Source organism: Kitasatospora sp. NPDC059577, assembly GCF_042735475.1.
Lineage (GTDB): Bacteria > Actinomycetota > Actinomycetes > Streptomycetales > Streptomycetaceae > Kitasatospora.
Window position 1 is genome coordinate 139,779 of record NZ_JBHWBZ010000002.1, and the last position, 23,684, is coordinate 163,462.

The window sequence follows — 23,684 nt, forward strand, 5'->3', positions numbered from 1 at the left end:
CCCCGGAACCCGTCGACCCCCGGCATCCGTCGGCCCCGGGCATCCGTCGGTCCGGGCACCCGTCGGCCCGGAGCCGCGCCGGGCCCCGGTGGGCCCCGCGACCCCCCGGGGCCGGGTGGGCGGGGGCCAGGAACCGGGTGGGCGGGGGCCAGGAACCGGGTGGGGCGGGATCAGCCCTTGGCGACGCCGGGGTAGTGGCGCAGGAACAGCGCCTCGACCAGGGCCATCCGCTCGATCTCGGTGGGATCGACGCTCTCGTTGGGCGCGTGGATGAGGCAGCGCGGCTCCTCCACGCCCATCAGGATCAGCTCGGCGTCGGGGAAGGTGGAGGCGAGGACGTTGCAGAGCGGGATGGAACCGCCCTGGCCGAGGTAGGCGATCGGTGTGCCGTAGGCCTCGCGCATGGCGCGGTCGAGTGCGACGTACGCGGGTCCGTCGGTGGCGGCGCGGAACGGTGAGCCGGTGCCCTCGCGTTCGACCTCGACCCGGGCGCCCCAGGGGGCCGCGGCCCTGAGGTGGGCCGTCAGGGCGTCGGCGGCCGCAGCGGCGTCGGTGCCGGGCGGTACCCGCAGGCTGACCCGGGCCCTGGCGCGGGCGGGGACGGCGGCGGCCGAGCCGACCACGGGTGGGCAGTCGATGCCGAGCACGGTGACGGCGGGGCGGGCCCACAGCCGGTCGGCGACCGTGCCGGAGCCGGTCAGCCGCACGCCGTCCAGCACCCCGGCGTCGGCGCGGAACTGCTGCTCGTCGTAGCCGACGCCCGGCCAGCCGCCGTCGGCCTCCAGGCCCTGGACGCGGGTGCCGCCGTCCGGGTCGCGCAGCGAGTCCAGGATCCGGATCAGCGCGGCCAGGGCGTCCGGGGCCGGGCCGCCGAACATCCCCGAGTGCACGTCGCCGGCCAGGGTGGAGACGGTGACCACGACGTTGGCGAGGCCGCGCAGCGAGGTGGTGGCGGTCGGGACGCCGACGGCGGCGTTGCCGGTGTCGCAGATCAGCAGCGCGTCGGCGCGCAGCTCGTCGGCGTGTCCGGGGACGTAGGCCTCCAGTCCGCCGGTGCCCTGTTCCTCGGAGCCCTCGACCACCAGCTTGAGCCCCACCGGGAGGTCGTCGCCGAGCGCGCGCAGCGCGGTGAGGTGCATGACGATGTTGCCCTTGCAGTCGGCGGCGCCGCGTCCGTACCAGCGGCCGTCGCGTTCGGCGAGTTCGAACGGCGGGGAGTGCCAGGCGGCTTCGTCCAGTGGTGGCTGGACGTCGTAGTGGGCGTACAGCAGGACGGTCGGCGCGCCGGGCGGCGGCGGGCGGTGACCGAGGACGGCGTGGCTGCCGTCCGGCGTCTCGGCCAGGCGCACGTCGTCCAGCCCGGCGTCGGCGAACGCCGCGGCGACCCACTCGGCGGCCCGTCGGCAGTGCTCGGGCGGGTACTGCCGGGCGTCGGCGACGGACGGCACCGCCACCAGTTCGGCGAGGTCGGCCTTGGCCCGCGGCATCAGCGCGGCGATCCGGGCGGCGAGGTCGTCGGCCGCGCCCGGGGCGGCGGTCGGCTCAGTCATTGATGACGTCCGCGGTCTTGAGGTCGTCGATCTGTTCCTGGTAGTCGGCCAGCTTGTCCGGGCAGTAGACCTTGATCACCTCGGCGCCGGCTTCGAGGATCCGGCGGTCGACGATGACCGGGCGCATGCCGGGACCGCCGGCCCCGTTGGCGAGCTGGGTGAGCCACAGTCCCTGCCGCAGGTCCGAGTTGGGGCGGTCGCAGACCGCTCCGCCGTCGGTGCCCAGGGTCAGGGCGATGTTGTGCGGATTGCGGGCGGCGAAGCCCTTGGCGACCAGGGCGTCGTTCAGCTGGTTCGCCTTCCGGTAGGCCTCGTTGGTGGCCTTCTGCTGGGTGTAGGTGAGCAGGCCGGCGATCATCATGCCTACCAGCAGCACGATCGCGCCGATGTAGATCCACCGGTGCTGGGATGCCATCCGGGTCGGGCTCATGCCACTGCCTCCTCCGTGGTGTCGGCGTCGGGCTGGCGCCAGCTCGGCTTGCGCGCTTTCAGGAAGGAGAACGGGATCACGACTCCGAGGAGCAGGAGGCCGCCGCCGACGATGCCGATGTAGGCCCAGACGCTACTGCCGCCGAACTGCGAGGACGGGACGAATCCGATCACCATGGCCAGCGCCGAGGCGACGAAGCCGACCACGCAGATCGTGGTGAGCAGCGGTGCGCGGTAGCCGCGCGGGTGGTCGGGCTGCTTGCGGCGCAGCTGGATGGCGGCGAGGAACATCAGGAGGTACATGATCAGGTAGACCTGGGTGGTGATCACCGAGAAGATCCAGTAGACGCTGGAGACGTCGGGGATCAGCGCGTAGAGCAGGGCGATGACCGTGGTGAGGAGGCCCTGGGTGACGAGGATGTTCTGCTGGATGCCGTGGGGGTTGAGCTTCTGCAGGAACGGCGGCAGGTAGCCCTCCTGGCGGGAGATCAGGAGCAGGCCCTTGGACGGTCCGGCGAGCCAGGTGAGCATGCCGCCGAGGGAGGCGGAACACAGGGCGATCGCGACGATCGGGACGAGCCAGCCGATGTGGAAGTACTGGAAGAAGGCGTCGAAGGCCTGCATGACGCCGGCGGTGAGGCTGAGCTGGTCGGCCGGGATGACCCAGCTGATGGCGAGGGCCGGCAGGATGAAGATCAGCAGGACCATGCCCATGGCCAGGAACATCGCCTTCGGGAACTCCTTGGCGGGGTCGCGCAGTTTGTTGACGTGGACGGCGTTCATCTCCATGCCGGAGTAGCTGAGGAAGTTGTTGACGATCAGCACCAGGCTGGCGATGCCGGTCCACTGGGGGAAGATGTGGGAGGCGTCCATCGGCGCGGCCGAGGGGTTGCCCTGTCCGAGGAAGACGAACCCGAGCAGGACCAGCAGGGTGCCGGGGATCAGCGTTCCGATGATCAGGCCCCAGGAGGCCAGGCCGGCGACGGCGTTGGTGCCGCGGGAGGACACCCAGACGCCGGTCCAGTACAGGACCACGATGACGATCGCGGTGTAGACCCCGTTGCTGGCGAGGGCGGGGTTGATCACGTAGGAGATCGTGCTGGCCACGAAGGCGAGCAGACTGGGGTAGTAGAAGATCGTCATGGCGAACTGGCACCACACGGCCAGGAAGCCCAGCGGCTTCGACAGCCCCTGCGCCACCCAGTTGTAGACCCCGCCCGTCCAGCCGGAGGCCAGCTCCGCCGACACCAGCGCCGTCGGCAGCAGGAACACGACGGCGGGCAGCAGGTAGAGGAAGACGCAGGCGAGGCCGTACACCGCCATGGTCGGCGCGGCGCGCAGGCTCGCGACCGAACTGGTCGTCATCAGGGCCAGCGTGAGCCAGGTGATCTTGTTCGCCCCGGCCGCGGCCCGCGCGGCATCGACCGCCCTCGCGCCCGCACCCCCCGCCCGGCCCGCATCACCACCCGGCGTGTCCACGGTGCTCAACAGGTGCCTCCTCGACTGGTTCGTCGACGCCCGTGCGTCGAGTCCGATCGTGGCGGCCCGTCCCGGGCGTCGCACGCCCGCTTGCGCTGTTGGGTGGGAGCGCGGGCCCGTACGGCCCTTCCGGCTTGCGCCCGGGCCCGGGCCCGGCGCGGGGGGGGGGGGGGGGCGTCGCGAGGCGGGGCGCGGGGGGGGGGCGGGCGGGGGGGGCGGGGGTGGCGGCGCTGCGGGAGAGTGAGCGCCCCCCGCGGTCGGAGCGGTGGGCCCGGACGCGGAGCGTCAGCGGGCGGTCAACGGCGCTGGAGGGACTTGACGTTGTCGCCGAACGTCCAGCCCTTCGAGCCGTCCCAGTTCACCGACCAGGTCATGAGACCCTTCAGCGCGCCGCCGAAGGCGTTCCAGGACTGGCCGACCAGGCCCGGGTCCAGGTAACCGCCGCCCGCACCGGGCTGGGCCGGCAGGCCGGGCACCTGCTTGTCGTAGGGCACCTTGACGGTGGTGCCCTGGATGGTCAGGCCGTTGTTCAGGCAGGTGGTCTGCTGGGTGAAGCCCTGGACGGTACCGGCCTGGTAGGAGTCACCGGAGCAGCCGTACATGCTCCCGTTGTAGTACTGCATGTTCAGCCACCACAGCTGCCCGTTGTCGGCGTACTTCTTGACGATCGGCAGGTAGGCGCCCCAGATCGACCCGTAGGTGACGCTTCCGCCGGTGACGTACGCGGTCTCGGGTGCCATCGTCAGACCGAAGCCGGCGGGCATCCGGGCCAGCACCCCGTCGATGATCCGGATCAGGTTGGCCTGGGAGGGGGACAGCGTGGTGATGCTGCCGCTCCCGGACAGGCCGGTCTCGATGTCGATGTCGATCCCGTCGAAGTTGTACTTCTTGAGGATCGGGACGACGGTCGCCACGAACCGGTCGGCGACGGCGCTGGAGCTCAGGTCGATGCCCGCGGCGGCGCCGCCGATCGACATCAGGATCGTCGCCCCGGCCGCCTTGGCCTGGCACATCTCGGCGGGGGTCGAGACCTTGACGTTGGCGTCCATGCCGTCCTGCCACTGGACGGTGCCGTCCGAGAGGATCACCGGGAAGGCGGCGTTGATGACGTTGTAGCCGTGCGCGGCGATCCGGCTGTCCGTGACGGGGACCCAGCCCATGCCGGGGTGGACGCCGTTCGCGGCGCCGTCCCAGTTCTCCCAGTACCCCTGGAGGACCTTGCCCGACGGCTTGGGCTTCGTGGGGCAGGTGTCGCCGGGCGGCGTGGTGGTCGGGGGCGTGGTGGTGGGCGGCGTGCTGGTGGGCGGTGTGGTCGTCGGCGGGGCGGTGGTGGGCGGGGCGGTGGTGGGCGTGGTGGCGGTCGGCGTGGGGCTGCTGCCGCCGGGGCCGCTGAGCGACACGTCGTCCGCGTAGTAGGCGGGCTGCCCGTACCAGCCGTGCAGGTAGACGGTCACCGAGGTGGTGCTCGGCCCGGTGGAGAATCCGACGCTGAGCCGGCCGTACGACGGGCTGCTCGGTGTCCAGGTGGACTGGGCGCCGCTGAGGCCGGTGCCGGTGGCACCCAGGTAGACGTAGCTGCCCTGGACGTAGGCGCTCAACGTGTACTGGGAGTCGGGCTGCACGCTGACGGTCTGGGTGCACTGGGCGTCGTCCTGGCCGGTGGGCGTGGCCTGGAGCGCCGAGGTGCCGGAGTGGACCGGACTGCCGACGGCGACGCCGGAGCCTCCGGAACAGCTCCAGCCGGAGAGTCCGTTCTCGAATCCGGGGTTGGTCACCAGCTCGGTGGTGGCGGCCCCGGCCGTGACGGTGCCGGCCACGGCGATGCCGGCTCCGATGACGGCGGCGGCACTCACCGCGGCGAGGGAGCGGATGAGGACGGTCGGCCGGTGCTCGGCGCCGCCGGCCCGCGCGCGTTCCACGGTCGTCCGTTGCGGGCGGGTGGTCCGGAGCGGCTCTCCTGCGGCCCGGCCGGCTTCGGGGCGGCCCTGGTCCGGGCCGGGGCGGAACCCGTCCGACGGGCGTGGGGTGCGCGGCCTTCGACGGAACATGCGGTGCTCCCTTCCCGCCGAGCGTCATGGACATGACCGACGCGTGGGGGCGTGACGCCCGGCTCTGGGTGAGGTGGGGACATGTGGGGCTGTGCCGGTCCGGATCGTAGGAGGGGCCACCAGGCCCGTCAATAGGTCTGGACCAATTGGCGAGACGGCGGCAAGTCCGCCCACACCGCCGCCCCGCCGGTCCGGCCGACCGAACCACCGGGGCGGGCCGTCACCGACGGCCCGCCCCGGTCCCACCGCTGGTCGCGCGTCAGACGGCCGGCTTCCCCGCCGGGGCCGGCGCGGCCGCGACGAGCGCCGTGATCTCCGCGGCGAGCCGCGGGCCGAGCTCGCCCCAGCCCTCCTTGTAGCCGTAGACGCCCGCCAGGGAACGGGCCTCGTAGTCACCGTTCATGATCTCGATGTCGTCGGCGGTGATGAGCGCGGGGTGGGCGACGCCGACGGCCGACGAGACCTTCATCAGCTCCCTGCGCAGGGTGCGCAGGTAGGAGGCGGCACGGGCGGCCTTCGAGGTCGGGTCGAGGCCGCGGGCCAGCCACGGGTTCTGCGTCGCTATGCCGGTGGGGCACTTGTCGGTGTGGCACTTCTGCGCCTGGATGCAGCCGATCGACAGCATCGCCTCCCGGGCCACGTTGATCATGTCGACCCCCAGCGCGAAGGCGACCGCGGCGTTCTCCGGCAGGCCGAGCTTGCCGGAGCCGATGAAGGTCAGGTCGTCCGTCAGTCCCAGCTCGGCGAAGGTGCCGTAGACCCGGGAGAAGCCCATCCGGAACGGCAGCGACACCGAGTCGGCGAACATCCGCGGCGCCGCCCCGGTACCGCCCTCGCCGCCGTCGACCGTCACGAAGTCGACCCCGCGGTCACCCCGCGCCATCAGCGTCGCCAGCTCCTGCCAGAAGCCCGTCTCCCCCACCGCGCTCTTCACCCCGACCGGCAGACCGGTCTCGGTGGCGAGCAGTTCGACGAAGTCGAGCATCGAGTCGACGTCGGAGAACGCGGTGTGCCGCGACGGGGAGGCGCAGTCCTGGCCGACCGGGATGCCGCGGATCCCGGCGATCTCCGGGGTCACCTTCGCGCCCGGCAGCATGCCGCCCAGCCCCGGCTTGGCGCCCTGGGAGAGCTTGATCTCGATCGCCCTGACCGGGGCCCCGGCGACCACGTCCTTGAGCTTGTCGAGGTTGAAGCTGCCGTCCTCGTTGCGGCAGCCGAAGTACGCCGTACCGAGCTGCAGGACGAGGTCACCGCCCTTGCGGTGGTAGGGCGAGAGACCGCCCTCACCCGTGTTGTGCATCGTGCCCGCCAGCGCCGCCCCCTCGTTGAGCGCCGAGATGGCCGCGCCGGAGAGCGAGCCGAAGCTCATCGCCGAGACGTTCACCACGCTCGCCGGCCGGAAGGCCCCGGCGCGCCCGCGCGGGCCGCCGAGCACCTTGGCCGAGGGCAGCGGGGCCTGCGGGTCGTGGAGGTCGGGCAGGGCGTCGGCGAACGTGCGCTGCTTCAGGTAGGCGTGCCCCTGGACGTGCTCGACGTCCACCTCGGTGCCGAAGCCGAAGTAGTTGTTCTCCTCCTTCGCCGACGCGTAGATCCAGGTGCGCTGGTCCCGGCTGAACGGGCGCTCCTCCTCGTTGGAGGTCACGATGTACTGCCGCAGCTCCGGACCGATCGTCTCCAGCAGGTACCGGGCGTGCCCGATCACCGGGAAGTTCCGCAGCAGCGCGTGCTTCTTCTGCACGAGGTCGCGGGCAGCCAGGAGCGCCACCGCTGTTGCGGCGGCCGCGCCGATCTTCCGGGCTTGCATGGGCGTTCCTCCTCGATGCACGACTCCCCCCGCGGCACGCGGGGAGCGTCGTCGTGTCCTGTCGGGCGTCGGACGGCGGGCAGCCGGCCGCACGGGCGGCGGCGTCCGTCGAATGAATGCGACTCGAATGGTAGGAGGCCTCCCGGACGGGCCCGCGGCCAGGGGTCCGGTCCGCGGTCCGGCCGGCACCCGGTGCGACGGGTGGGACCGGTGCAACGCGTGGTACCGGCACGTGCCTGGCGTTCCGGTGTCCAGCAGACGGCATTCAGCCGGAGTACACGCCGTTTCAAGCTTGTGTCAGCAGAGTTCGGCCTCGTGCCTACCTCACACTCTCGTACCGGCGTCGCCTCCGTCTGCGCCGCGGCTTTGACGTTCTCGGGTCTGGTCGTCACCGGACTGCTCGGCGCGCAACCCGCGGCCGCCGCCGACCCGGCCGGCTACCAGAACGTCCGGATCAACGAGGTCACCTCGGCGAACAGCGACACGGTGGAGCTGTACAACACCGGCTCGACCGCGGTGAGCATCAGCGGCTGGAAGATGTCGGACGACGGCTTCTCGCCGCAGTCCTTCAGCCCGTCCGCCGGCAGCATCCCGGCCGGCGGCTTCGTCACCTTCAACTCGCCCAAGGGACTGGGCGACTCGGACAAACTGGTGATCTACACCGCCGACGGCACCGTGGTCGACCGCGTCGACTGGGCCACCGGCGGGGCGAAGCCCGCGATGGCGCGCTGCGGCGGCGACGGCACCGGCGCGTGGGTGACCACGACCGCCACGACCACGTTCGGCGCCGCGAACGCCCCGGGCTGCCCGTCGTCGACCCCGGCGACGAGCCGGGTGCGGATCAACGAGGTCACCTCGGACGGCGCGGACACCGTGGAGCTGTACAACGGCGGCACGAATGCGGTCGGCATCGGCTCGTGGAAGTACGTCGACAACGACACCAGCCACTCCCCGGTCCCGATCTCCTCCTCCTCGCCGAGCGCGACCAGCATCCCCGCGGGCGGCTACGTCACCTTCAACTCCTCGCTGGGCCTGGGGGACAACGACTCGCTCTTCCTCCTCGACGCCAACGGCACCACCGTCGACTCGGTGACCTGGGCGACCGGCGGCGCCAAGCCGTCCACCGAGCGCTGTGCCAACGGCACCGGCTGGTTCCGGACCTCCACCACCGCGACGCTCGGCAGCGCGAACTCCTGCACGGGCGGCGGCGGTGGCGGGGGCGGCGGCCAGACCGGACGGCTGCTCGGCGGCGGCGGCGCCCTCACCAGCGGCTGCACCCCGGAGGCGCCCTCCGGCACGGGTTCCACCCCGGCGGGCACCCTGGCCTGGCCGGGCGGGCTGGACGTCACCATCGCCGACAACGTCTGCGCGTTCACCACGTCCACCGGTCCCGAGGGCCGTGACCTGAGCGGCCTCGCGTTCGACCCGGCGAACCCGTCGGTGCTCTGGGCGGCCAAGAACAAGAACTGGCTGTACAAGCTGGTCAAGAGCAACGGCAAGTGGATCCCGGACCCGTCCTGGAGCGCGACCGGCAAGCAGATCCGCTTCGCCGGGGGCACCGGCCAGCCAGACTCCGAGGGCCTGACGGTCGGCGGCAACGGCCACGTCTACGTGACCTCCGAGCGCGACAACTCCGACAACACGGTCCCCAAGGACACGATCATGGAGTTCGACCCGGCCGCGACCGGATCGACGCTCACGCCCGTCCACCAGTGGGACATGACCTCGCAGTTCCCCCAGCTCGACACCGGCAGCAAGGACGACGCCAACCTGGGCTTCGAGGGCGTCGGCTACGTGCCGGACAGCTGGCTGACCGCCAACGGCTGGGTCGACCCGCTGACCCACGCCGCCTACGACCCGGCGAACTACCCGCTGCACGGATCCGGCCTGTACGCCGCCGGCCTGGAGTGGGACGGCACGCTGCACGTCTACGGCCTCAACTCCGACGGCACGTTCACCACGTTCGGCACCATCGCGACCGGCAAGGCCTCCGTGATGGACGTGACCTTCGACGCCGGGACCCAGCGCATCATCGCGACCTGCGACAACACCTGCGGCGAGACGCACACCCTGATGAAGATCGACGCCACCGGCGCGATCGTTCCGGACGTGACCTACACGAACCCGGCCGTCATGCCGATCGACAACCTGGAGGGCTTCGCGCTCGCGCCGACCTCGACCTGCGTCAACGGCTTCCGCGAGGCGGTCTGGAGCGACGACGGCATCTACGGCTTCGGCTCCGGCAGCTCCTCCTCCGGGCACTCGCTCTACAGCGGCACCTTCCCCTGCTGATCCCCCCGCCCGCCGGAACCGGCCCACCCCGCTCCGCCTCCGCCTCCGCGCCGAGGCGGAGCGGGACCGGACGAGGCACCCGCGGAACGCGCAGTGACGGAGCTCCCGGTCGACGGCCGGGAGCTCCGTCGTGCGGTGCTGCACGCGCGCCGCTCCGAGCACGCCGCCCCGAGCACGCCGATCGACCAGCGGCTCCGGGGCCGGAGCACCGCCGGTCACCCCGAAGTCACCGGCGCCCGACCGGCGTCTGCGGGCGCGGTCCGCCCACCACGGGCGCGGCCTCCGGAACCATTCCTCCGCCACCGCCGTCCAAGGGCGGGCACCGCGACACAGCGACACAGCGACACCGCGACACAGCGACACCGCGACACCGCGACAACGGAGGCGACCACCATGAGACGACCCACGGCTGTCCCGGCCGCCGCTCTGCCCCTGGTCCTGGTCCTGGACCTCGCCACCGGAGCCTGCACGTCCGGCCGACCGGGGCCGCCACCCGCGCCGCCCGCGGCCCCCGCCTCCCCCGGCACGGCCACGGAACCGGCCGACGCACCCGGCCCGGCACCCGGCCTCGCGCCCACCACCGGAGCCGCCACGGCAGTGCCCGTTCCCGCACCGCCCCCGACCGGCACCGTGCCGGCCGGCACTCCGCCCGCCGGGCCCCGGCCGCCCACAACGCCGACGCCGCCGGCATCGCCGGCCTCGCCGACGCCCCCGGTCGGCCGGACGGCCACCCCTCCCCCGGCGAACGGCGAGAACCCGGTCGACCTCCAGCACCGCCCGAGCCTCCCGCCCACCCGGTAGGCGGCCCGCGCCGGAGCCCGTCGCGCCGCCGGCTCGCCGTCACGAACCGGTCCCGCCCGCCGTCACGAACCGGTCCCGCCCGCCGTCACGACAGGATCCCGCCCCACGGGGCCGGCTGATCCCGTCTCACGCCCACGCGGCGAGCGCATCCACCCGCGTCCCGCGGCTCCCGGGGAAGGAGCCGCAGGACACCGCGTCCGGCCGTCCGCCCGTCAGCTGACGGCCGCCGTGGCGGCCGTGGCGACGGTGACGGCCGTGATGGCCGCGATGGCGATGCGCATGTTGCGGATCGCCTGGCCGACGGAGTCGCCCGCCCAGTCGCCCGCAGCGATCTCCGCGAAGCGCAGCTCCACCCGTGCCCGGGGGAGGTCGGAGAAGGCCAGGCCGTGCAGCCGGGCGGCGTGCAGAAGGGCTATCAGGGTCGCGGTGCGGACATCGGGCGCCTCGTGATGCCGGATCACGGCGGTCAGCCGCCCGCGCAGTTCACGCTCGACGGAGCCGTCCGCCTCCGGGTAGCGCCGGACCGGGAAGAGACCGAGGACCTTGTGGCGCTCCTCGACGACCAGGCCGCGCTCGCACAGCCGTTGCACGGTGGCCCGGACCGCCGTCGGGTGGTCCTTGGTCAGCCAGTCCGCCGCCTTCGCCTTGCCGGGACCCTTGCGCCCGATCCACTCGGCGAGCCGCGCCAGGCGCTCGTCGAGCAGCGGTTCGCCGGTCGGGGTGGGGTCGGTGACGCTGAGCCGGCCTTCGTCGAGCGCGATGCGGCCGGCCAGCGCGAGGTCGGCGAGGAAGCCTCCCGCCACCGCCCATCCGGCGCTCGAACTGTCCTTCGCCACACCGGACTCGTCGTCCAGCGAGAGCAGCATCAGCTCCTCGGCGAGGGTGACGTGCATGTGCCATTCCTTTCCCTGTTCGGATCGGACACCCCGCGGCGCGCCTGCCGGCCGCCGCACCCGGGTGTCCTCAGCCAGCAACGCCCGCCCGTGCGGCCCGGTTCCCCGGTCGCCTCCGCTCCCGGGCAGGCGGGGCCGGACCGGCCCCCGACGTCATCATCCACCCCGCGCCGCCGGTTTCCCGCATGCGTCCCCGACCGCCGTCGAGCGCCCGGCAGCGTCCTCACCAGGCATCACGCGCCTCCACGCACCCTCACACGCCCTCACACGAACGACACCCGACCCGCGCAGAAGCCTCGCTCCGGCCGGGTGTCGCAACCCCGTCCGGTCTGCGTACGCTCGCATCCGATCCGGCCCGGACTGCGGGCGGCGTGGCAGTCACCGCCGGGATCCCGGTCAGGCCGCACCTACGGAAAAGATCCCATGACTTACTGCACGCCCTGCCAACGCCATCTCAACGGCGCGCTCTCCTGCCCCGGCTGCGGCCGGACCGCCGGTCCCTCCGGTGGGGAGCCGGCGCTCGGGGAGTCAGCGCTCGGGGCGGCGGTCGGGGAGCCGGCGGGCCCCCGACCCGGACGACCGGACGAGACCCCGTCCACCGCGTCCGCTTCCCCACCGCGCCGCTCGGCGGGACGGTCCGCGGGCCGCTCGGCCCGCCGTCGGAGCAGCCGGCCCAAGGGCACGGCCCTGGCCGTGTCGGCGGCCGGCGTGGTGGTCTGCGGGCTGGCCACCGTCCTGCTGGCCGGCGGCCATTCGGACGGCGCGGTGGCCCCGGCCGCCACGGGCCCCGCATCCCCCTCGCAGGAAGCCGCGTCGACCCCCGGCGCCCCGGCCTCACCGGTCCCGATCGCCGTCACGAGCGCGGCCACGGCCCGGCCGCAGGCGTCGGCCACCGCCACCCGGTCCAAGCCGTCCGGCGGCACGGCCTCGGCCTCGGCGTCCGCCTCGGGCCCGTCCTCGTCGGCCGTCTCCCGGCCGCCGGCGGACCCGCCCACGAACCCCGCCCCGAGCACGACCGGACCGAACACCGGTCCCGCGCCGCAGCCGTCCGTCAGCCCGCACCCGACCTCCCCGACCGCCACGCCGAGCTGTACCCGCCTGCTGTTCTGGTGCACCTGAGCGGGGCGGCCGTCCGGTCCGCCCCCGGCGCCGCCAGTCCCGCCCGGCGCCGTCAGTCCCGCCCGGCGAGGCCTGCGTGCACGGCGAGGAGGTTCAGGTAGCGGCGGTGGACGTCGGCGCGGTCGGCCTGTTCGGTCACCGACGCGTGGCTGAGGCGTTCGATCATCTCGGCCTGGTCGAGGAGCACCCGGCTCTGCTGCTCCGTCGTCGTCTCGGACATGATCTCCGCGAGGGCGTCGAGCTGGCGGATCAGGACAGCCGGCATGCCGTGGGCGGCCTGACGGATCTTCTCGAAGGCGCGCTCGACCAGCCGTTCGTAGCTCACGGGGGCGGTCATCACCCGGATGTGTCCGGTCCCGTCCCGGTGGACCGGATTCGGGTGCCAGTGGGCGGCGACCCGGCACAATCCCTCGCCGAGCCAGTCGATGCAGGTCAGGGCGGTGAAGGTGTCGTTGACGGCAGTGGAGAGCGCCCGGATGGCGATCTCCACCAACTGGTCGACGGCGAAGGCGACGTCCTGGGCGAGCGTCCGGGTCGAGCCGGTGATGTGGGCGCGGGCGAAGCTCCGGGCCACCTCGGGCGCCGCCTCGGCGGGCCAGACCGTGGCGAGCTGATGCCCCCGCACCAGGAAGTGCCCGGGCCGGTGGTCCAGCCGGATGACGGCGTCGAGCTCCGTCGCCATCCGGACGAGCGTGCGGTGCCGGACGAACTGCAGGTAGCCACTGGCCGGCGCCGGGACGGCCGCGCCCGCGGTGTCGAGCCGGGCGTGCAGTTCGGCCGCGGACAGCCCGGCGACGGCCCCGCCGGCCCGTGCCGGTTCGCCCGCGTCCGCCTGGATCGCCGCCGAGAGCTCCGCCGCGATGCTGGCGATGACCCTGGGCAGCTGGATGGACGTGGCGATGTGGTGGATGAAGTAGATCAGCACGGCCAGGTCGGCCATCACCAGCACCATGCAGACGGTGATGGACAGATGGGGCACGAGGTCGCCGTGCGAGGCGGGCCCGATGACGACCAGCGACAGCATCGTGTACACGAACGTGCCGACGAAGGTGCCCAGGGTCAGCTGGGTGGTGCGGTCCCGGATGAAGGTCCGCAGCATGCGCGGGCCGAACTGGGTGGAGGCCAGGGTCAGCGTCACGATCATGATCGAGAACACCACGCCCACGACGGTGATCAGGGCCGCCGCGATGGCGGCGAGCGTCTGCCGAGCGGCGTCGGCGGTGCCGCTGATCACCCAGGACGGCAGGGTGAGGTCCCCCCGGTAGGCGGCCCGGTCCAGGGACCAGGTGACGGCGAACAGCAGCGCGGCGAGCACGACCTCCAGGATCGGCACGACCCACAGGTTCGTCCGTAGCGCCTCGCGGCGCCACTGCGCCTCCAGGTGGACCCCGCGGATCACGTCGACCTGCCTTCTGCCGGCCGACGTCGACCGTCGGACCCGGTGGACCCGGTGGACCCGGTGGACCGCGGACGGGGTGACACCGAGGAACCTCCTGTGAGCAGCCGGGATCGGGGCCGGCGGTGTGCCGCGGGGCTCTCGACGTCGGAGCGGCCGCCGACGTGCCGCTCCGGGCGCCGGCTCCCGTGGGCCGGAATGCCGTCGGCGTCCTTGAGTATGCGGGCCAGGTGAAGCCGGTTCCAGGTCATGGAGGTGGTGTCGCGATCGGTGCCCCCGCTCTCCGGTGTTCACCGGTGTCCTCCGGTGCCCTCGGACGCTCCCGGGTGTCGTCCGGCCCGCCGGACCCGCGCCGCCCTGCCACCCGGTCACCCTGCGGCCCATTCACCCTGCCGCCCGGTCACCCGCCCGCGATCACGTTCGACAGCGGCAGGCCCTCGAAGAACGCCACCGCGTCCTGGCGCCAGTGCGGGCGCCAGCCCTCGGCCTCGGCCCGGGCCGCATCGGCGCAGCGGCGCATCTCGGAGCGGAGCTTCCCGTCCACGCCCAGCAGCCGGGCCAGCTCGCGGACCTGCTCGACCGTTTCGTCCGGGCAGTGCGGGTCGCCGAGCGCGGACTCCACCACGGCCCGCTGCCCCTCGTCCGCGCCGGCGAGCAGGGCGCTGACGGCGTAGCTGCGGCGTCCCGCGCGCAGGTCGGCGCCGGTGGACTTGCCGGTGGCGTCCTCGTCGCCGAACAGGTCGAGGTAGTCGTCACGCAGCTGACCGCCGATGCCGACCAGGGTCGCGTACCGACGCAGCCGTGCGTCGTGCCGGGCCACGTCCTCGCCGGCGGCCAGCAGCCCCAGCCGGAGCGGGGCGAGCACGGAGTACCGGGTGGACTTGTACTCGCAGACGGTGTGCAGGAACTCCTCGTCCGGGATCGGCCGGAAGTCGCGTTCGAGGTCGACGATCTGGCCGGCGACCGTCTCGGCGCCGGCGTTCAGCTGCACCTCCAGCATCGCCTGGCGCAGTTCCGCGGGGACGTCCGCGTCCAGCAGGACCCGCATCGAGAGGAAGGCGGCGAGGTCCCCGGCCAGGACGGCCAGGCCGAGCGCGGTGCGGTCCGCCTCGGGGAACTCCCGACGGTAGGCGTAGTAGGTGGAGGGCCCTCCGCGGCGTACGGGCGCGTCGTCGATGATGTCGTCGTGGACGAGCCCGTGCGTCTGGAGCAGTTCGATGCTCAGCGCGGCCTCCGCCAGGCCGGGCACCGGGTCGGTGGTGACCAGCCGGGCGGCCTCGTACAGCAGGGCGACCCGCAGCCGCTTTCCGCCGCGCAGCGAGAGGTCCCGCAGCAGTTCCAGGCAGCGTGGGGTGAAGCGGCTGAGCGGCGGCGTGTCGAGGCGCTCCGGCAGGGCGGCGAAGTAGGCCTCGAAGCGCAGGTCGAAGCGGCGCCGGTGTCCGGCGGCCCGTTCGCGGGCGGCTGCCATGATCGTTTCGTTCACGGGGCCCACCCTCGCATCCTCAGGGGCGCACCCGCGCCGCCGGGGTCGCGGTCGATCCGTCGGGTCGGTCCGTCGCGGTCGATCCGTCGGGTCGGTCCGTCGGGGTCGGCCATCTTTCGGCCAACCGTGCGAAAGGTCTGTTCGCCGTCACGGCACCCCCCCTAGAGTGGCCGCGATCCTCCACAAGTGACCTTTTCTTCACGTCGGTTCACCGGATCTTCACACCGGATCACCGGCCTCGGAACGTTCAGCGCAGCCTGTTCCCACCATCGAGCCGGAAGGGCCGGGTCCGTGACGCAGGCGTTCCAGTCCCCCGGCTTCGCCGCCCTGGCGGCCGACCGCGCGGTCGAGACACGGCTCGTCGACGAGCGCTGGCAGGCCGTCGCCTGGGACCTGAGCACGGATCGGCGCCGGGTGGTCACCGACCGGCCGGAGGGCGTCCACCTGAGCGAGATCGAGCCGGACGGCGACGCCATCTGGTGGTTCGACGCCGACAGTGCGGGGGAAGGGCGGTGGCGGCGCGAGCCGTTCGCCGACGCGGCGGACGACTCGGGCGGAGCTGACGGCTCGGGTACGCCGAACAGGTCGGGGACGGCGAACGGCCCGGGTACGGCAGACGGCTCGGGTACGGCGGACGGCGAGGCGCTGCACGGCGTGCCGCCCGGGCGGGCGTACGGCCTCGCCTTCGACCGGACGGGCGCGCTCGCGGCGGTGGCCGTCGGTGTCGACGGCGCCTCGCACTGCTACGTCGGACCGCCCGCAGGCGAGGCCCGGCTGATCGGCTCGGTGCCGGGGTACCTGGGCCTGGCCGACCTGTCGCCGGACGGTCGGCTGCTCGCCCTCGGCGGACGGCCCGACGGGGACGACGCCGTGGTCCTGTGGCCGACGGATGCTCAGGCGGCCCCCCGGGCGGGCGGCCGGACGGACAGCCCGGCCGACCGTCCGCTGCGACTCGCCGGGGACCGCCGCCTGCGGCTCTGGCCGATCGAGTTCAACCCGCTCGCGCTCCTCGAACCGGAACTGCTGCTGGTGGTCGAGGAGGACGAGCGGTACACCGTCGCGACCTGGCGGGCGGGCCCGGGGCTGCGCAGGTGCCCGGGGCTGTCGTTCGACTCGCAGATATCGGCCGGCTGGTACCGGGGGCCGCACGGGGTTCTGATCCAGCACGAGCAGGCCGGGCGCAGCCGACTGCTCGTCGCCGACCTCGGCCCGCGGCCGGGCCGGGCGGCGCCGCAGCAGGAAGCACCACAGCAGGAAGCACCGCAGCCGGGCGCACCGCAAAGACCCGTGGACCGGAGACCGGCAGCACAGGCTCCGCCCGTCCGGGAGATCCGCACCCCCGGCGGCACGATCCACGACCTGTCCTGCGCCCCGGACGGCACCCTGCACTGCGTCTGGAGCCGGGAGTCGACGCCGCCCCGGCCGCTGGTCCTGCGCCCCGGCGAGGAGAACGCGCACCACCTCGACCCGGACCAGGACGACACCTCCCGCAGCCGGCGCTGGACCCTGCGGCCGTACGGGCGGATCCACAGCTTCGTCAGCACCCCGGCCGGCCGGGGCCCGTGGCCGACCGTCTTCCTGGTCCACGGTGGCCCCGCCACCCACGACCGGGACTCCTACGACCCGCGGGTGAACGCCCTGGTCGGCCGCGGCTACGCGGTGGTGCGCACCAACTACCGCGGCTCCACCGGCTACGGCGCCCGCTGGCAGCACGAGTACGGCCACCGGGTCGGGCTGGCGCAGATCGAGGACCTGGCCGCCGTCCGCGCGGAACTGGTCGCCGACGGGACGGCGCTCGCGGAGCGCACCGGCCTGAGCGGATTCTCGTGGGGCGGCTACCTGACCCTGCTGGCGATGGGCGCGCAGCCGGAGCTGTGGTCGCTCGGCATGGCCGCCCAGCCGATCGCGGACTACCCGGCCGCCTACCGCGCCACCACCCCCGCACTGCGCGAGCTCGACCGGCAACTCTTCGGCGGGACCCCGGACGAGGTGCCCGAGCGCTACCGGGCGGCCGACCCGCGCTCGTACGTGCACCGGGTCCGCTCGCCCGTCCTGCTGGTCGCGTCGCGGACCGACGAGCGGTGCCCGCCCGACCAGGTCGCCCGGTACGCCGAGGACCTGCGCCGGCGCGCGGTGCCGCACGAACTGCTCTGGGTGGACGGCGGCCACTACAGCCGCCGGACCGCCGACCACCGATCGGTGCTGGCCGCGATGGTCCGGTTCGCCGAACACGCCTGGCCCGCACCGCTCCCCCGGTCACCTCGGGGCGATCGCCCCGAGGCACCCGCCGAGCCGATGGAAGGAGGTGAACAGCCATGAAGCGACGCAGCATTCAGAACGACCCGATCAGCACCCCGGAGCGGCACCCCGCCGACCGCCCGCGGAGCGACGACCGACCGACCGCGACCCGACCGACCGCGACCCGACAGAAGTGGCCACCATGCGTATCGTCCTGCTGCACATGCCCTGGGGCGCGATCGACGTGCCGTCGCTGGCGCTCGGGATCCTGCACACTGCCGCCGCGCGCGCCGGGCACGTGGTCGAAGTCCGGTACGCCAACCTGGACTTCGTGGACTGGGCGGCCGAGCACGCGGGCTTCGGCGTGGACGACTACCAGTACTTCTCCGAGAAGTCCTACTTCCAGGGCGCGGGCGACTGGGCCTTCGCCGGCGCCCTGTACGGCGACGACGACGCCGACACCAACAGCGCAGGCACCGGCACCGCCACCGACACCGGCTTCGCGAGCTACGTCGAGTACCTGGCCACCAACGGCGCGAGCGAACAGGAGATCGCGCTGACCCGGGCCACCCGCGCGGTCGCCCCCGCGTTCATCGCCCGGCTGGTCGAGGAACTCGCCGCCGACCCGCCGGACCTGGTCGGCTTCACCACCACCTTCCAGCAGAACACCGCGAGCCTCGCCGCCGCGAAACTGCTCAAGCAACGCTGCCCGCAGGTGCGCACGGTGTTCGGCGGCGCGAACTGCGACGGCCCGCAGGGCGCCGCGCTGCACCGCAACTTCCCCTTCCTGGACTACGTGGTGCGCGGCGAGGGCGAGGCCGCCTTCCCGGCGCTCCTGGAGGGCGGCGACCTCTCCGCCGTCCCCGGGCTGTGCTGGCGCGACGCCTCCGGGACGTCGAAGGCCAACGAGATGACGAGACGCCCGCTGCCGCCCGCGGCGATCCTGCCGCCCCGCTACGACGGCTTCTTCGAACGGCTCGACGCCTCCGTCGCGGCCGGTTGGGTCGATCCCAAGCTCGTCGTCGAAGGATCCCGGGGCTGCTGGTGGGGCGAGAAGCACCACTGCACGTTCTGCGGGCTCAACGGCTCCTCGATGGAGTTCCGTTCGAAGCCGCCCGCCGACTTCCTCGCCGAGGTGCTCGCACTCGCCGAACGCCACCGGCTGCTGGACGTCTACGTGGTCGACAACATCCTGGACATGGGCTACTTCGACACCGTCCTCAAGTCGCTCGCCGAACTCCCGGTCGATCTGCGGCTGCACTTCGAGATCAAGGCCAACCTGCGCCGCCACCAGTTCCAGCTCCTCGGCGACTCGGGCGCGGCCCAGGTGCAGCCCGGCATCGAGAGCCTGAGCACCCGGGTCCTGCGGATCATGGACAAGGGGGTGACGGGCTGCCAGAACGTCCGCGCGCTGCGGGACGCGCAGAGCGCCGGGGTGTCGGTGACCTGGAACTACCTCTACGGCTTCCCGGGCGAACAGCCGGCCGACTACGAGTCGGTGATCCGCCAACTGCCCGTGCTGCACCACCTGGACCCGCCGACCGGAGCGGGACGGATCGCGATCGAGCGGTTCAGCCCGTACTTCGACCGCCCCGAGCTGGGCTTCGCGATCACCCGGCCGGCCTTCCAGTACCGCGCGACCTACCGCCTCCCGGAGAGCGAACTGGCCGAGCTGGCCTACGTGTTCACCGCACCGCCGCGCGGCATCGGCGGCGGCCTCGCGGAGCGGCTGAGCGCCGCGGTCGACACCTGGCTCGCGCGGTTCCCGGACGCCCGGCTCAGCTACCGGGACGCGGACGGACGGGTCGTGCTCGTCAACACCCGGCCCGGGTACGACTGGCGGGTGGTCGAGCTGACCGATCCGGTGGAACTCGCCGTCTTCCGGCTGCTGGCCCAGCCGCGCTCGCCCGCCGCACTGGCCGCCAAGGTCCCCGGCGGCGCGGCGGCGGTCGAGCCGGTGCTGGAGCGCTTCACCGCGCTGGGCCTGCTGTTCCACGACGGGGACAGCTTCCTTCAGGTCGCCGTCGAGTCCGACAACCAGGTGCTGATGCGGATGCAGCACCGGCACGGCCCCGCCGCCGCCCGTCCGCGCACCGACGAGCCGCCCGCCGCCGCCCGTCCCCGAACCGACGAGGTGCCCGAGGCCGCCCGCCCGGACACGGAGGAGGTGCCCGATGCCGTCACGATCGGCTGACCGGACCGACACCGCCGCCTGGCACGCGGCCGGCCCGGAGGTCGAGCTGTGGCTCGACCACGACCCCGCCGCGCGGGAGGTGCCGGGCTTCGCGCTCGGCCGCCGCACCCTGGCCGGCCCGGCGCGGGCGGAGGTCACCGACCTGCACCGCGCCGGGGTCCGCTGCCTGCGGCTGACCGAGCCGGTACGGCTCTGCGCGGACGCGACAGCGGCCTCCGCGCGGGCGCTGATGCTGCTGCGCGAGGCGACCGGGCAGGGGCTCGCCGTGCTCTGGCAGGCGGTCTGCACGGACGGCTGCGCGGCGCAGCGCCGATTCCACCACCTGTACCCGCCGGATCAGTTGACCGGCGCCCCGCAGGACGTCCTCACCGACTGGCGCGCCACGTACTTCCCGTGCAAGTGCGTCTTCCGGCGCGGCCCCGGCTTCGTCGAGGTGCGCGACCGCCGCTTCGGGACGCTGGAGCTGTTCACCATCGACGAGCCGGGACACCTGGCACAGCTGGACGCGCTGGCCGAGGGCGTCGAGCCCGGCTTGCTGCCGGACGCCGTCCGCCGGGACTTCACCGAGGCCGGTCTGGTCGCCGAACAGGCCGGCCGCACCTGGTTCCTGCCCATGCGGGTGCGCCGCTGGCCCTTCCCGTCGCTGACGGTGTAGCCGTGCGGCCGCATCACGGCGTACCCGTGTGACTGCGTGGCCGCGTACCTGCGCAACCGCGAGAGTTTCGAGCCCGAGGAGAGAGCCATGAGCACCGCGGTCGACGACGCCGCCGCACGGATGTCCGCCTTCATCCGCGATCCCTACCCCACGCTCGCCCGGATCCGGGAGGCCGGCGCGGTGTCCGTCGTGGAGTTCGGCGAGGGCCTGCCGGTCTACCTCGTGACGCGTCACCAGGACGTCCGGGCCGCGCTGACGGACCCGCGCTTCGGGCAGGACGTCCGGCGCAGCCAGGCCATCGCGAGCGGGCGGGGCGCCGGCCTCACGCTCGGTTCGGAGGTGGTCCACATGCTCAACAGCGACCCGCCGGACCACACCCGGCTGCGCCGGCTGATCCAGGGCGTCTTCACCCGCAGGCGGGTCGACCTGATGCGTCCGCTGGTCGAGCGCATCGCCGGCGGCCTGCTGGACGGGCTGCGCGAGCGGGAGAGCGCCGACCTGGTGACGGACTTCGCCTTCCCGCTGCCGATCATGATCATCTGTGAGCTGCTGGGCTTCCCCCCGGAGGACATGCAGGCCTTCCGCACCTGGTCGACCGCGATCCTCACCCAGGGCGGCGAGCTGACCTTCACCCAGGCCACCGCCGAACTGAACGACTACCTGCGGGAGTTGATGACAGCCCGGCAGACGTCACCGAAAGCCGACATCCTGACCGACCTGGTACAGGCCCGGGACGCCGGCGAACTCACCGAGCAGGAGGTGTTCTCGATGGTCTTCCTGCTGCTGATCGGCGGTCACGAGACCACCGTCAACCTGCTCGGCACCGCCACCCTGGCGCTGCTCCACCACCCCGACCAGCTCGCCTGGCTGCGCGCCAACCCGGCGGCGATGCCGGTCGCGATCGACGAGTTCCTGCGCTACGAGTCCCCGGTGAGCATGGCCACCCTGCGGTTCACCAACGCCGACGTGATGGTCGACGACGTGGAGATCCCGGCGGACGAGCTGGTGCTGCTCTCGCTCGGCGCCGCCAACCGGGACCCGGCCCGCTTCACCGAACCCGACCGGCTGATCCTGGACCGGGGCGATCCGGGCCACCTCGCCTTCGGGCAGGGCCTGCACCGCTGCCTCGGCTCCTTCCTCGGCAAGCTGGAGAGCGAGGTCGCGCTCACCGGCCTGCTGGAGCGCTTCGCGCGGATCGAACTGGCCGCCGCGGAGGAGACCCTGCCGTGGCGCAACACGATCATGCTGCGCGGCCTGGAATCGCTGCCGGTCTCGCTCGATGGCTAGCAGCACGGGGACAGGCGGCACCGGGACGGACGGCACAGCGACGGACGACGCAGCGACGGACGGCACCGCGACGGGCAGCACGGGAACGGCCGGCGCACGAGCGGGCCGGGCGGCAGCGCTGGTGCGGTTCCGCCCCCGGATCGGCGTCGCACCACTGCGCTCGCGCGGCTTCCGGCTCCTGGTGATCGGGCAGGGGACCTCGGAGTTCGGCAACGCGTTCCAGGTGGTCGCCCTGCCGCTGCTGGTCTACTCCCTCGCCGGAGGCGCCCGCCAGTTGAGCCTGGTGGTCGCCGCCTACGGCGCGGGCCGGCTGGCCGCCACCCCGCTCGGCGGGATGCTCGCCGACCGGTACGGCGCCCGGCGGATCATGCTGACCGCCGATCTCGGCCGGCTGCTCGCCACCGCCGGACTGTGCGCGGTCGCCGCGGCCGGGGTGGCGGACTTCCGGCTGATCGGCGGGCTCGCCCTGCTGGTCGGCCTCGGCGCAGGGGTCTTCCTGCCGGCCGCCTGGGCCGTCACCCCGTCGCTGCTGCCCACCGAGGACCTGCACGCGGGCAACGCGCTGAACAGCACGGTCACCTTCGGCGCGGGTCTGCTCGGCCCGGCGGTGGCCGGCCCGCTCGTGGCGTGGCTGAACCCGGCCGCCGCCCTGGCCGTCGACGCGGCGACCTTCGCCGTGTCGACCGGCACGCTGCTGCTCATCGGCCGCGGCAGCCCCGTCGCACCGCCCGGCCCGGTCTCCGAACGCTCCGCCGTGCCGAAGAACTTCCGCGGCCTGCTCCGGGAATCACCGCTGCTGCGTGCGGTCCTGACCGTGACGGTGATCGCCAACCTGACGGTGGGCGGCGCCACCCGGGTCGCCCTGCCGGCCCTGGCCACCCAGGGCTTCGCCGCCGGCGCCGTCGGACTGGGCCTGCTCCTGGCCGCCTTCACCGGCGGCGCCCTGCTCGGCGGCCTGTTCGCCGCCGGCCTCACCGAACTGCGATCCCGGGGCCGCGCGGCGATGCTCTCCGGCCTGGTGATGGGCGCGGCAATCGGCCTGGTCCCGTTCGTCGGCCTCATCGGCGCCGCACTGCTGCTCTGCCTGGCCGGCGGCGCCGGCACGGTGACCAACGTCCTCGTCGTCACCGGCGTGCAGAAGAGCACCCCGCCCGCGCTCCTGGCCCGGGTCATGGGAGCCATCACCTTCTGCGCGCTGGGAGTCTTCCCGCTGTCCGTGGTCGCGGCCGGCGCCGCGGTGGACGCCTTCGGCAGCCGGGGGGTGTTCGCGACGACCGGGCTCTGCCTGCTGGCCGCGTTCGGGTACGCGCTGACCAGACAGGAGATCCGCGAACTCTGAGGCCGCCGCCCGCGCCACGGCAATGCGCTGCGGCACGGCACTGCGGTACGGCGCTGCGGCCGCGCCCCGTCCGTCCTCCGGCCCCTGCCCTCGCGGGATGCGGTGGGTGCGTGGCAGCCTGGAAGCGGAGTCTCCGAGCAGGTCGCCCCACGGGTGACACGGTTGGCCCCGGGAAGGAGTCCACACCATGGCGGACGGTGCCACAGGGGCAGGCCGCAGGCCCCTCACGGTGGAGCGGGCCTTCGCGGGCGGGTGGACCACCTTCGCCGCGATCATGATGCTCATCGGCGGCATCCTGATGGTCCTGGAGGGGATCGCCGCCATCGTGAACAACGACCTGGTGGTGGCCACCCGGAACTACACGTTCTCGTGGAGCACCACGGGCTGGGGCTGGATCCACCTGGCCCTCGGTGTGGTCCTCGTCCTGGCCGGGACGGCGCTCTTCGGCGGCGCGGTGTGGGCGAGGGCCGTCGGCGTCGTCGTCGCCGGGCTCAGCATGATCGCCAACTTCGCCTGGCTGCCCCACTACCCGTTCTGGGCGATCGTCCTGATCGTGATCGACGCCTTCGTCATCTGGGCCCTGTGCGTGGGTCCGACCAAACAGCTGGCCTGAGGGCGCAGCCCCCTCCGCCGCGGGGGCGCCGGCCCCCGCGCCGCGCCCCGCCCCCGCGCCGCGG

Annotated in this window: 16 protein-coding genes and 1 pseudogene; 8 read left to right on the forward strand and 9 right to left on the reverse strand. The window is 73.5% G+C overall.

All coding sequences use genetic code 11. The features are described from left to right. Window positions 1–170: 170 nt before the first annotated feature. From ACFV0O_RS03205 to ACFV0O_RS03230, 6 genes and pseudogenes are all read right to left on the reverse strand, one after another. Window positions 171–1,550 (reverse strand): dipeptidase, encoded by a 1,380-nt coding sequence (locus tag ACFV0O_RS03205; protein ID WP_380335623.1) that lies wholly within the window; start codon window positions 1,548–1,550, stop codon window positions 171–173. Then, window positions 1,543–1,980: a hypothetical protein gene (locus tag ACFV0O_RS03210; protein ID WP_380335626.1), complete on the reverse strand. Its 438-nt coding sequence runs from the start codon at window positions 1,978–1,980 to the stop codon at window positions 1,543–1,545. Before ACFV0O_RS03210 ends, ACFV0O_RS03205 begins: the two co-directional genes overlap by 8 nt. Next, window positions 1,977–3,467, reverse strand: coding sequence for an APC family permease (locus ACFV0O_RS03215; protein WP_380335629.1), 1,491 nt, complete (start codon window positions 3,465–3,467; stop codon window positions 1,977–1,979). The genes ACFV0O_RS03210 and ACFV0O_RS03215 overlap by 4 nt, the downstream gene beginning before the upstream one ends. A gap of 287 nt (window positions 3,468–3,754) precedes the next feature. Next, window positions 3,755–4,858, reverse strand: coding sequence for a chitinase (locus tag ACFV0O_RS03220; RefSeq protein WP_380336020.1), 1,104 nt, complete (start codon window positions 4,856–4,858; stop codon window positions 3,755–3,757). A gap of 42 nt (window positions 4,859–4,900) precedes the next feature. Beyond that, window positions 4,901–5,506, reverse strand: a pseudogene (locus ACFV0O_RS03225) (carbohydrate binding domain-containing protein); the annotation flags it as partial. A 259-nt stretch (window positions 5,507–5,765) separates the two neighbouring features. Beyond that, window positions 5,766–7,310 (reverse strand): FMN-binding glutamate synthase family protein, encoded by a 1,545-nt coding sequence (locus ACFV0O_RS03230; protein WP_380335631.1) that lies wholly within the window; start codon window positions 7,308–7,310, stop codon window positions 5,766–5,768. A gap of 315 nt (window positions 7,311–7,625) precedes the next feature. Between ACFV0O_RS03230 and ACFV0O_RS03235 the strand changes: the two genes are divergently transcribed. Beyond that, window positions 7,626–9,602 (forward strand): lamin tail domain-containing protein, encoded by a 1,977-nt coding sequence (locus ACFV0O_RS03235; protein ID WP_380335633.1) that lies wholly within the window; start codon window positions 7,626–7,628, stop codon window positions 9,600–9,602. Window positions 9,603–10,615: 1,013 nt separating this feature from the next. On the opposite strand, the gene ACFV0O_RS03240 is transcribed toward ACFV0O_RS03235, so the two are convergent. Beyond that, window positions 10,616–11,296: a GPP34 family phosphoprotein gene (locus ACFV0O_RS03240; protein WP_380335636.1), complete on the reverse strand. Its 681-nt coding sequence runs from the start codon at window positions 11,294–11,296 to the stop codon at window positions 10,616–10,618. A gap of 693 nt (window positions 11,297–11,989) precedes the next feature. On the opposite strand from ACFV0O_RS03240, the gene ACFV0O_RS03245 reads away from it, so the two are divergent. Further along, window positions 11,990–12,415, forward strand: a complete 426-nt coding sequence (locus tag ACFV0O_RS03245) for a hypothetical protein (RefSeq protein ID WP_380335639.1) — start codon at window positions 11,990–11,992, stop codon at window positions 12,413–12,415. Window positions 12,416–12,467: 52 nt separating this feature from the next. Here ACFV0O_RS03245 and ACFV0O_RS03250 read toward each other — a convergent pair whose 3' ends face one another. Both ACFV0O_RS03250 and ACFV0O_RS03255 read right to left on the reverse strand, forming a co-directional pair. After that, on the reverse strand, window positions 12,468–13,814 hold the full coding sequence (locus ACFV0O_RS03250) for a DUF2254 domain-containing protein (protein WP_380335642.1): 1,347 nt from the start codon (window positions 13,812–13,814) through the stop codon (window positions 12,468–12,470). Between the two features lie 397 nt (window positions 13,815–14,211). Then, a complete protein-coding gene (locus ACFV0O_RS03255; RefSeq protein ID WP_380336023.1) occupies window positions 14,212–15,279 on the reverse strand; it encodes a polyprenyl synthetase family protein in 1,068 nt (355 codons plus the stop codon). 306 nt (window positions 15,280–15,585) lie between these two features. Here ACFV0O_RS03255 and ACFV0O_RS03260 point away from each other — a divergent pair, with 306 nt between their 5' ends. The 6 genes from ACFV0O_RS03260 (at window position 15,586) to ACFV0O_RS03285 (ending at window position 23,620) form a co-directional block, all read left to right on the forward strand. Next, the gene (locus ACFV0O_RS03260; protein ID WP_380335644.1) at window positions 15,586–17,613 is read left to right on the forward strand and encodes an alpha/beta hydrolase family protein; all 2,028 of its coding nucleotides are present in this window, start codon (window positions 15,586–15,588) and stop codon (window positions 17,611–17,613) included. A 121-nt stretch (window positions 17,614–17,734) separates the two neighbouring features. Beyond that, the gene (locus ACFV0O_RS03265; RefSeq protein WP_380335647.1) at window positions 17,735–19,726 is read left to right on the forward strand and encodes a RiPP maturation radical SAM C-methyltransferase; all 1,992 of its coding nucleotides are present in this window, start codon (window positions 17,735–17,737) and stop codon (window positions 19,724–19,726) included. Then, entirely contained in the window at window positions 19,707–20,381 is a 675-nt protein-coding gene (locus ACFV0O_RS03270; RefSeq protein ID WP_380335649.1) for a DUF5825 family protein, read from the forward strand. Before ACFV0O_RS03265 ends, ACFV0O_RS03270 begins: the two co-directional genes overlap by 20 nt. Window positions 20,382–20,468: 87 nt before the next feature. Then, window positions 20,469–21,668 carry a cytochrome P450 gene (locus ACFV0O_RS03275; protein WP_380335650.1) on the forward strand — a complete coding sequence of 400 codons (1,200 nt, stop codon included), beginning with the start codon at window positions 20,469–20,471 and terminating at the stop codon, window positions 21,666–21,668. Then, window positions 21,661–23,007: an MFS transporter gene (locus tag ACFV0O_RS03280; protein WP_380335652.1), complete on the forward strand. Its 1,347-nt coding sequence runs from the start codon at window positions 21,661–21,663 to the stop codon at window positions 23,005–23,007. The genes ACFV0O_RS03275 and ACFV0O_RS03280 overlap by 8 nt, the downstream gene beginning before the upstream one ends. A 187-nt stretch (window positions 23,008–23,194) precedes the next feature. Continuing rightward, a complete protein-coding gene (locus tag ACFV0O_RS03285) occupies window positions 23,195–23,620 on the forward strand; it encodes a hypothetical protein (RefSeq protein WP_380335653.1) in 426 nt (141 codons plus the stop codon). Window positions 23,621–23,684 lie beyond the last annotated feature (64 nt).

Excerpts from the sequence above, each read along its gene's own strand:
- ACFV0O_RS03285 (WP_380335653.1), top strand. The coding sequence starts at position 23,195 with ATGGCGGACGGTGCCACAGGGGCAGGCCGCAGGCCCCTCACGGTGGAG.
- ACFV0O_RS03240 (WP_380335636.1), bottom strand. The coding sequence starts at position 11,296 with ATGCACGTCACCCTCGCCGAGGAGCTGATGCTGCTCTCGCTGGACGAC.
- ACFV0O_RS03270 (WP_380335649.1), top strand. The coding sequence starts at position 19,707 with ATGCCGTCACGATCGGCTGACCGGACCGACACCGCCGCCTGGCACGCG.
- ACFV0O_RS03205 (WP_380335623.1), bottom strand. The coding sequence starts at position 1,550 with ATGACTGAGCCGACCGCCGCCCCGGGCGCGGCCGACGACCTCGCCGCC.
- ACFV0O_RS03255 (WP_380336023.1), bottom strand. The coding sequence starts at position 15,279 with ATGGCAGCCGCCCGCGAACGGGCCGCCGGACACCGGCGCCGCTTCGAC.
- ACFV0O_RS03275 (WP_380335650.1), top strand. The coding sequence starts at position 20,469 with ATGAGCACCGCGGTCGACGACGCCGCCGCACGGATGTCCGCCTTCATC.
- ACFV0O_RS03230 (WP_380335631.1), bottom strand. The coding sequence starts at position 7,310 with ATGCAAGCCCGGAAGATCGGCGCGGCCGCCGCAACAGCGGTGGCGCTC.
- ACFV0O_RS03280 (WP_380335652.1), top strand. The coding sequence starts at position 21,661 with ATGGCTAGCAGCACGGGGACAGGCGGCACCGGGACGGACGGCACAGCG.
- ACFV0O_RS03265 (WP_380335647.1), top strand. The coding sequence starts at position 17,735 with ATGCGTATCGTCCTGCTGCACATGCCCTGGGGCGCGATCGACGTGCCG.
- ACFV0O_RS03210 (WP_380335626.1), bottom strand. The coding sequence starts at position 1,980 with ATGAGCCCGACCCGGATGGCATCCCAGCACCGGTGGATCTACATCGGC.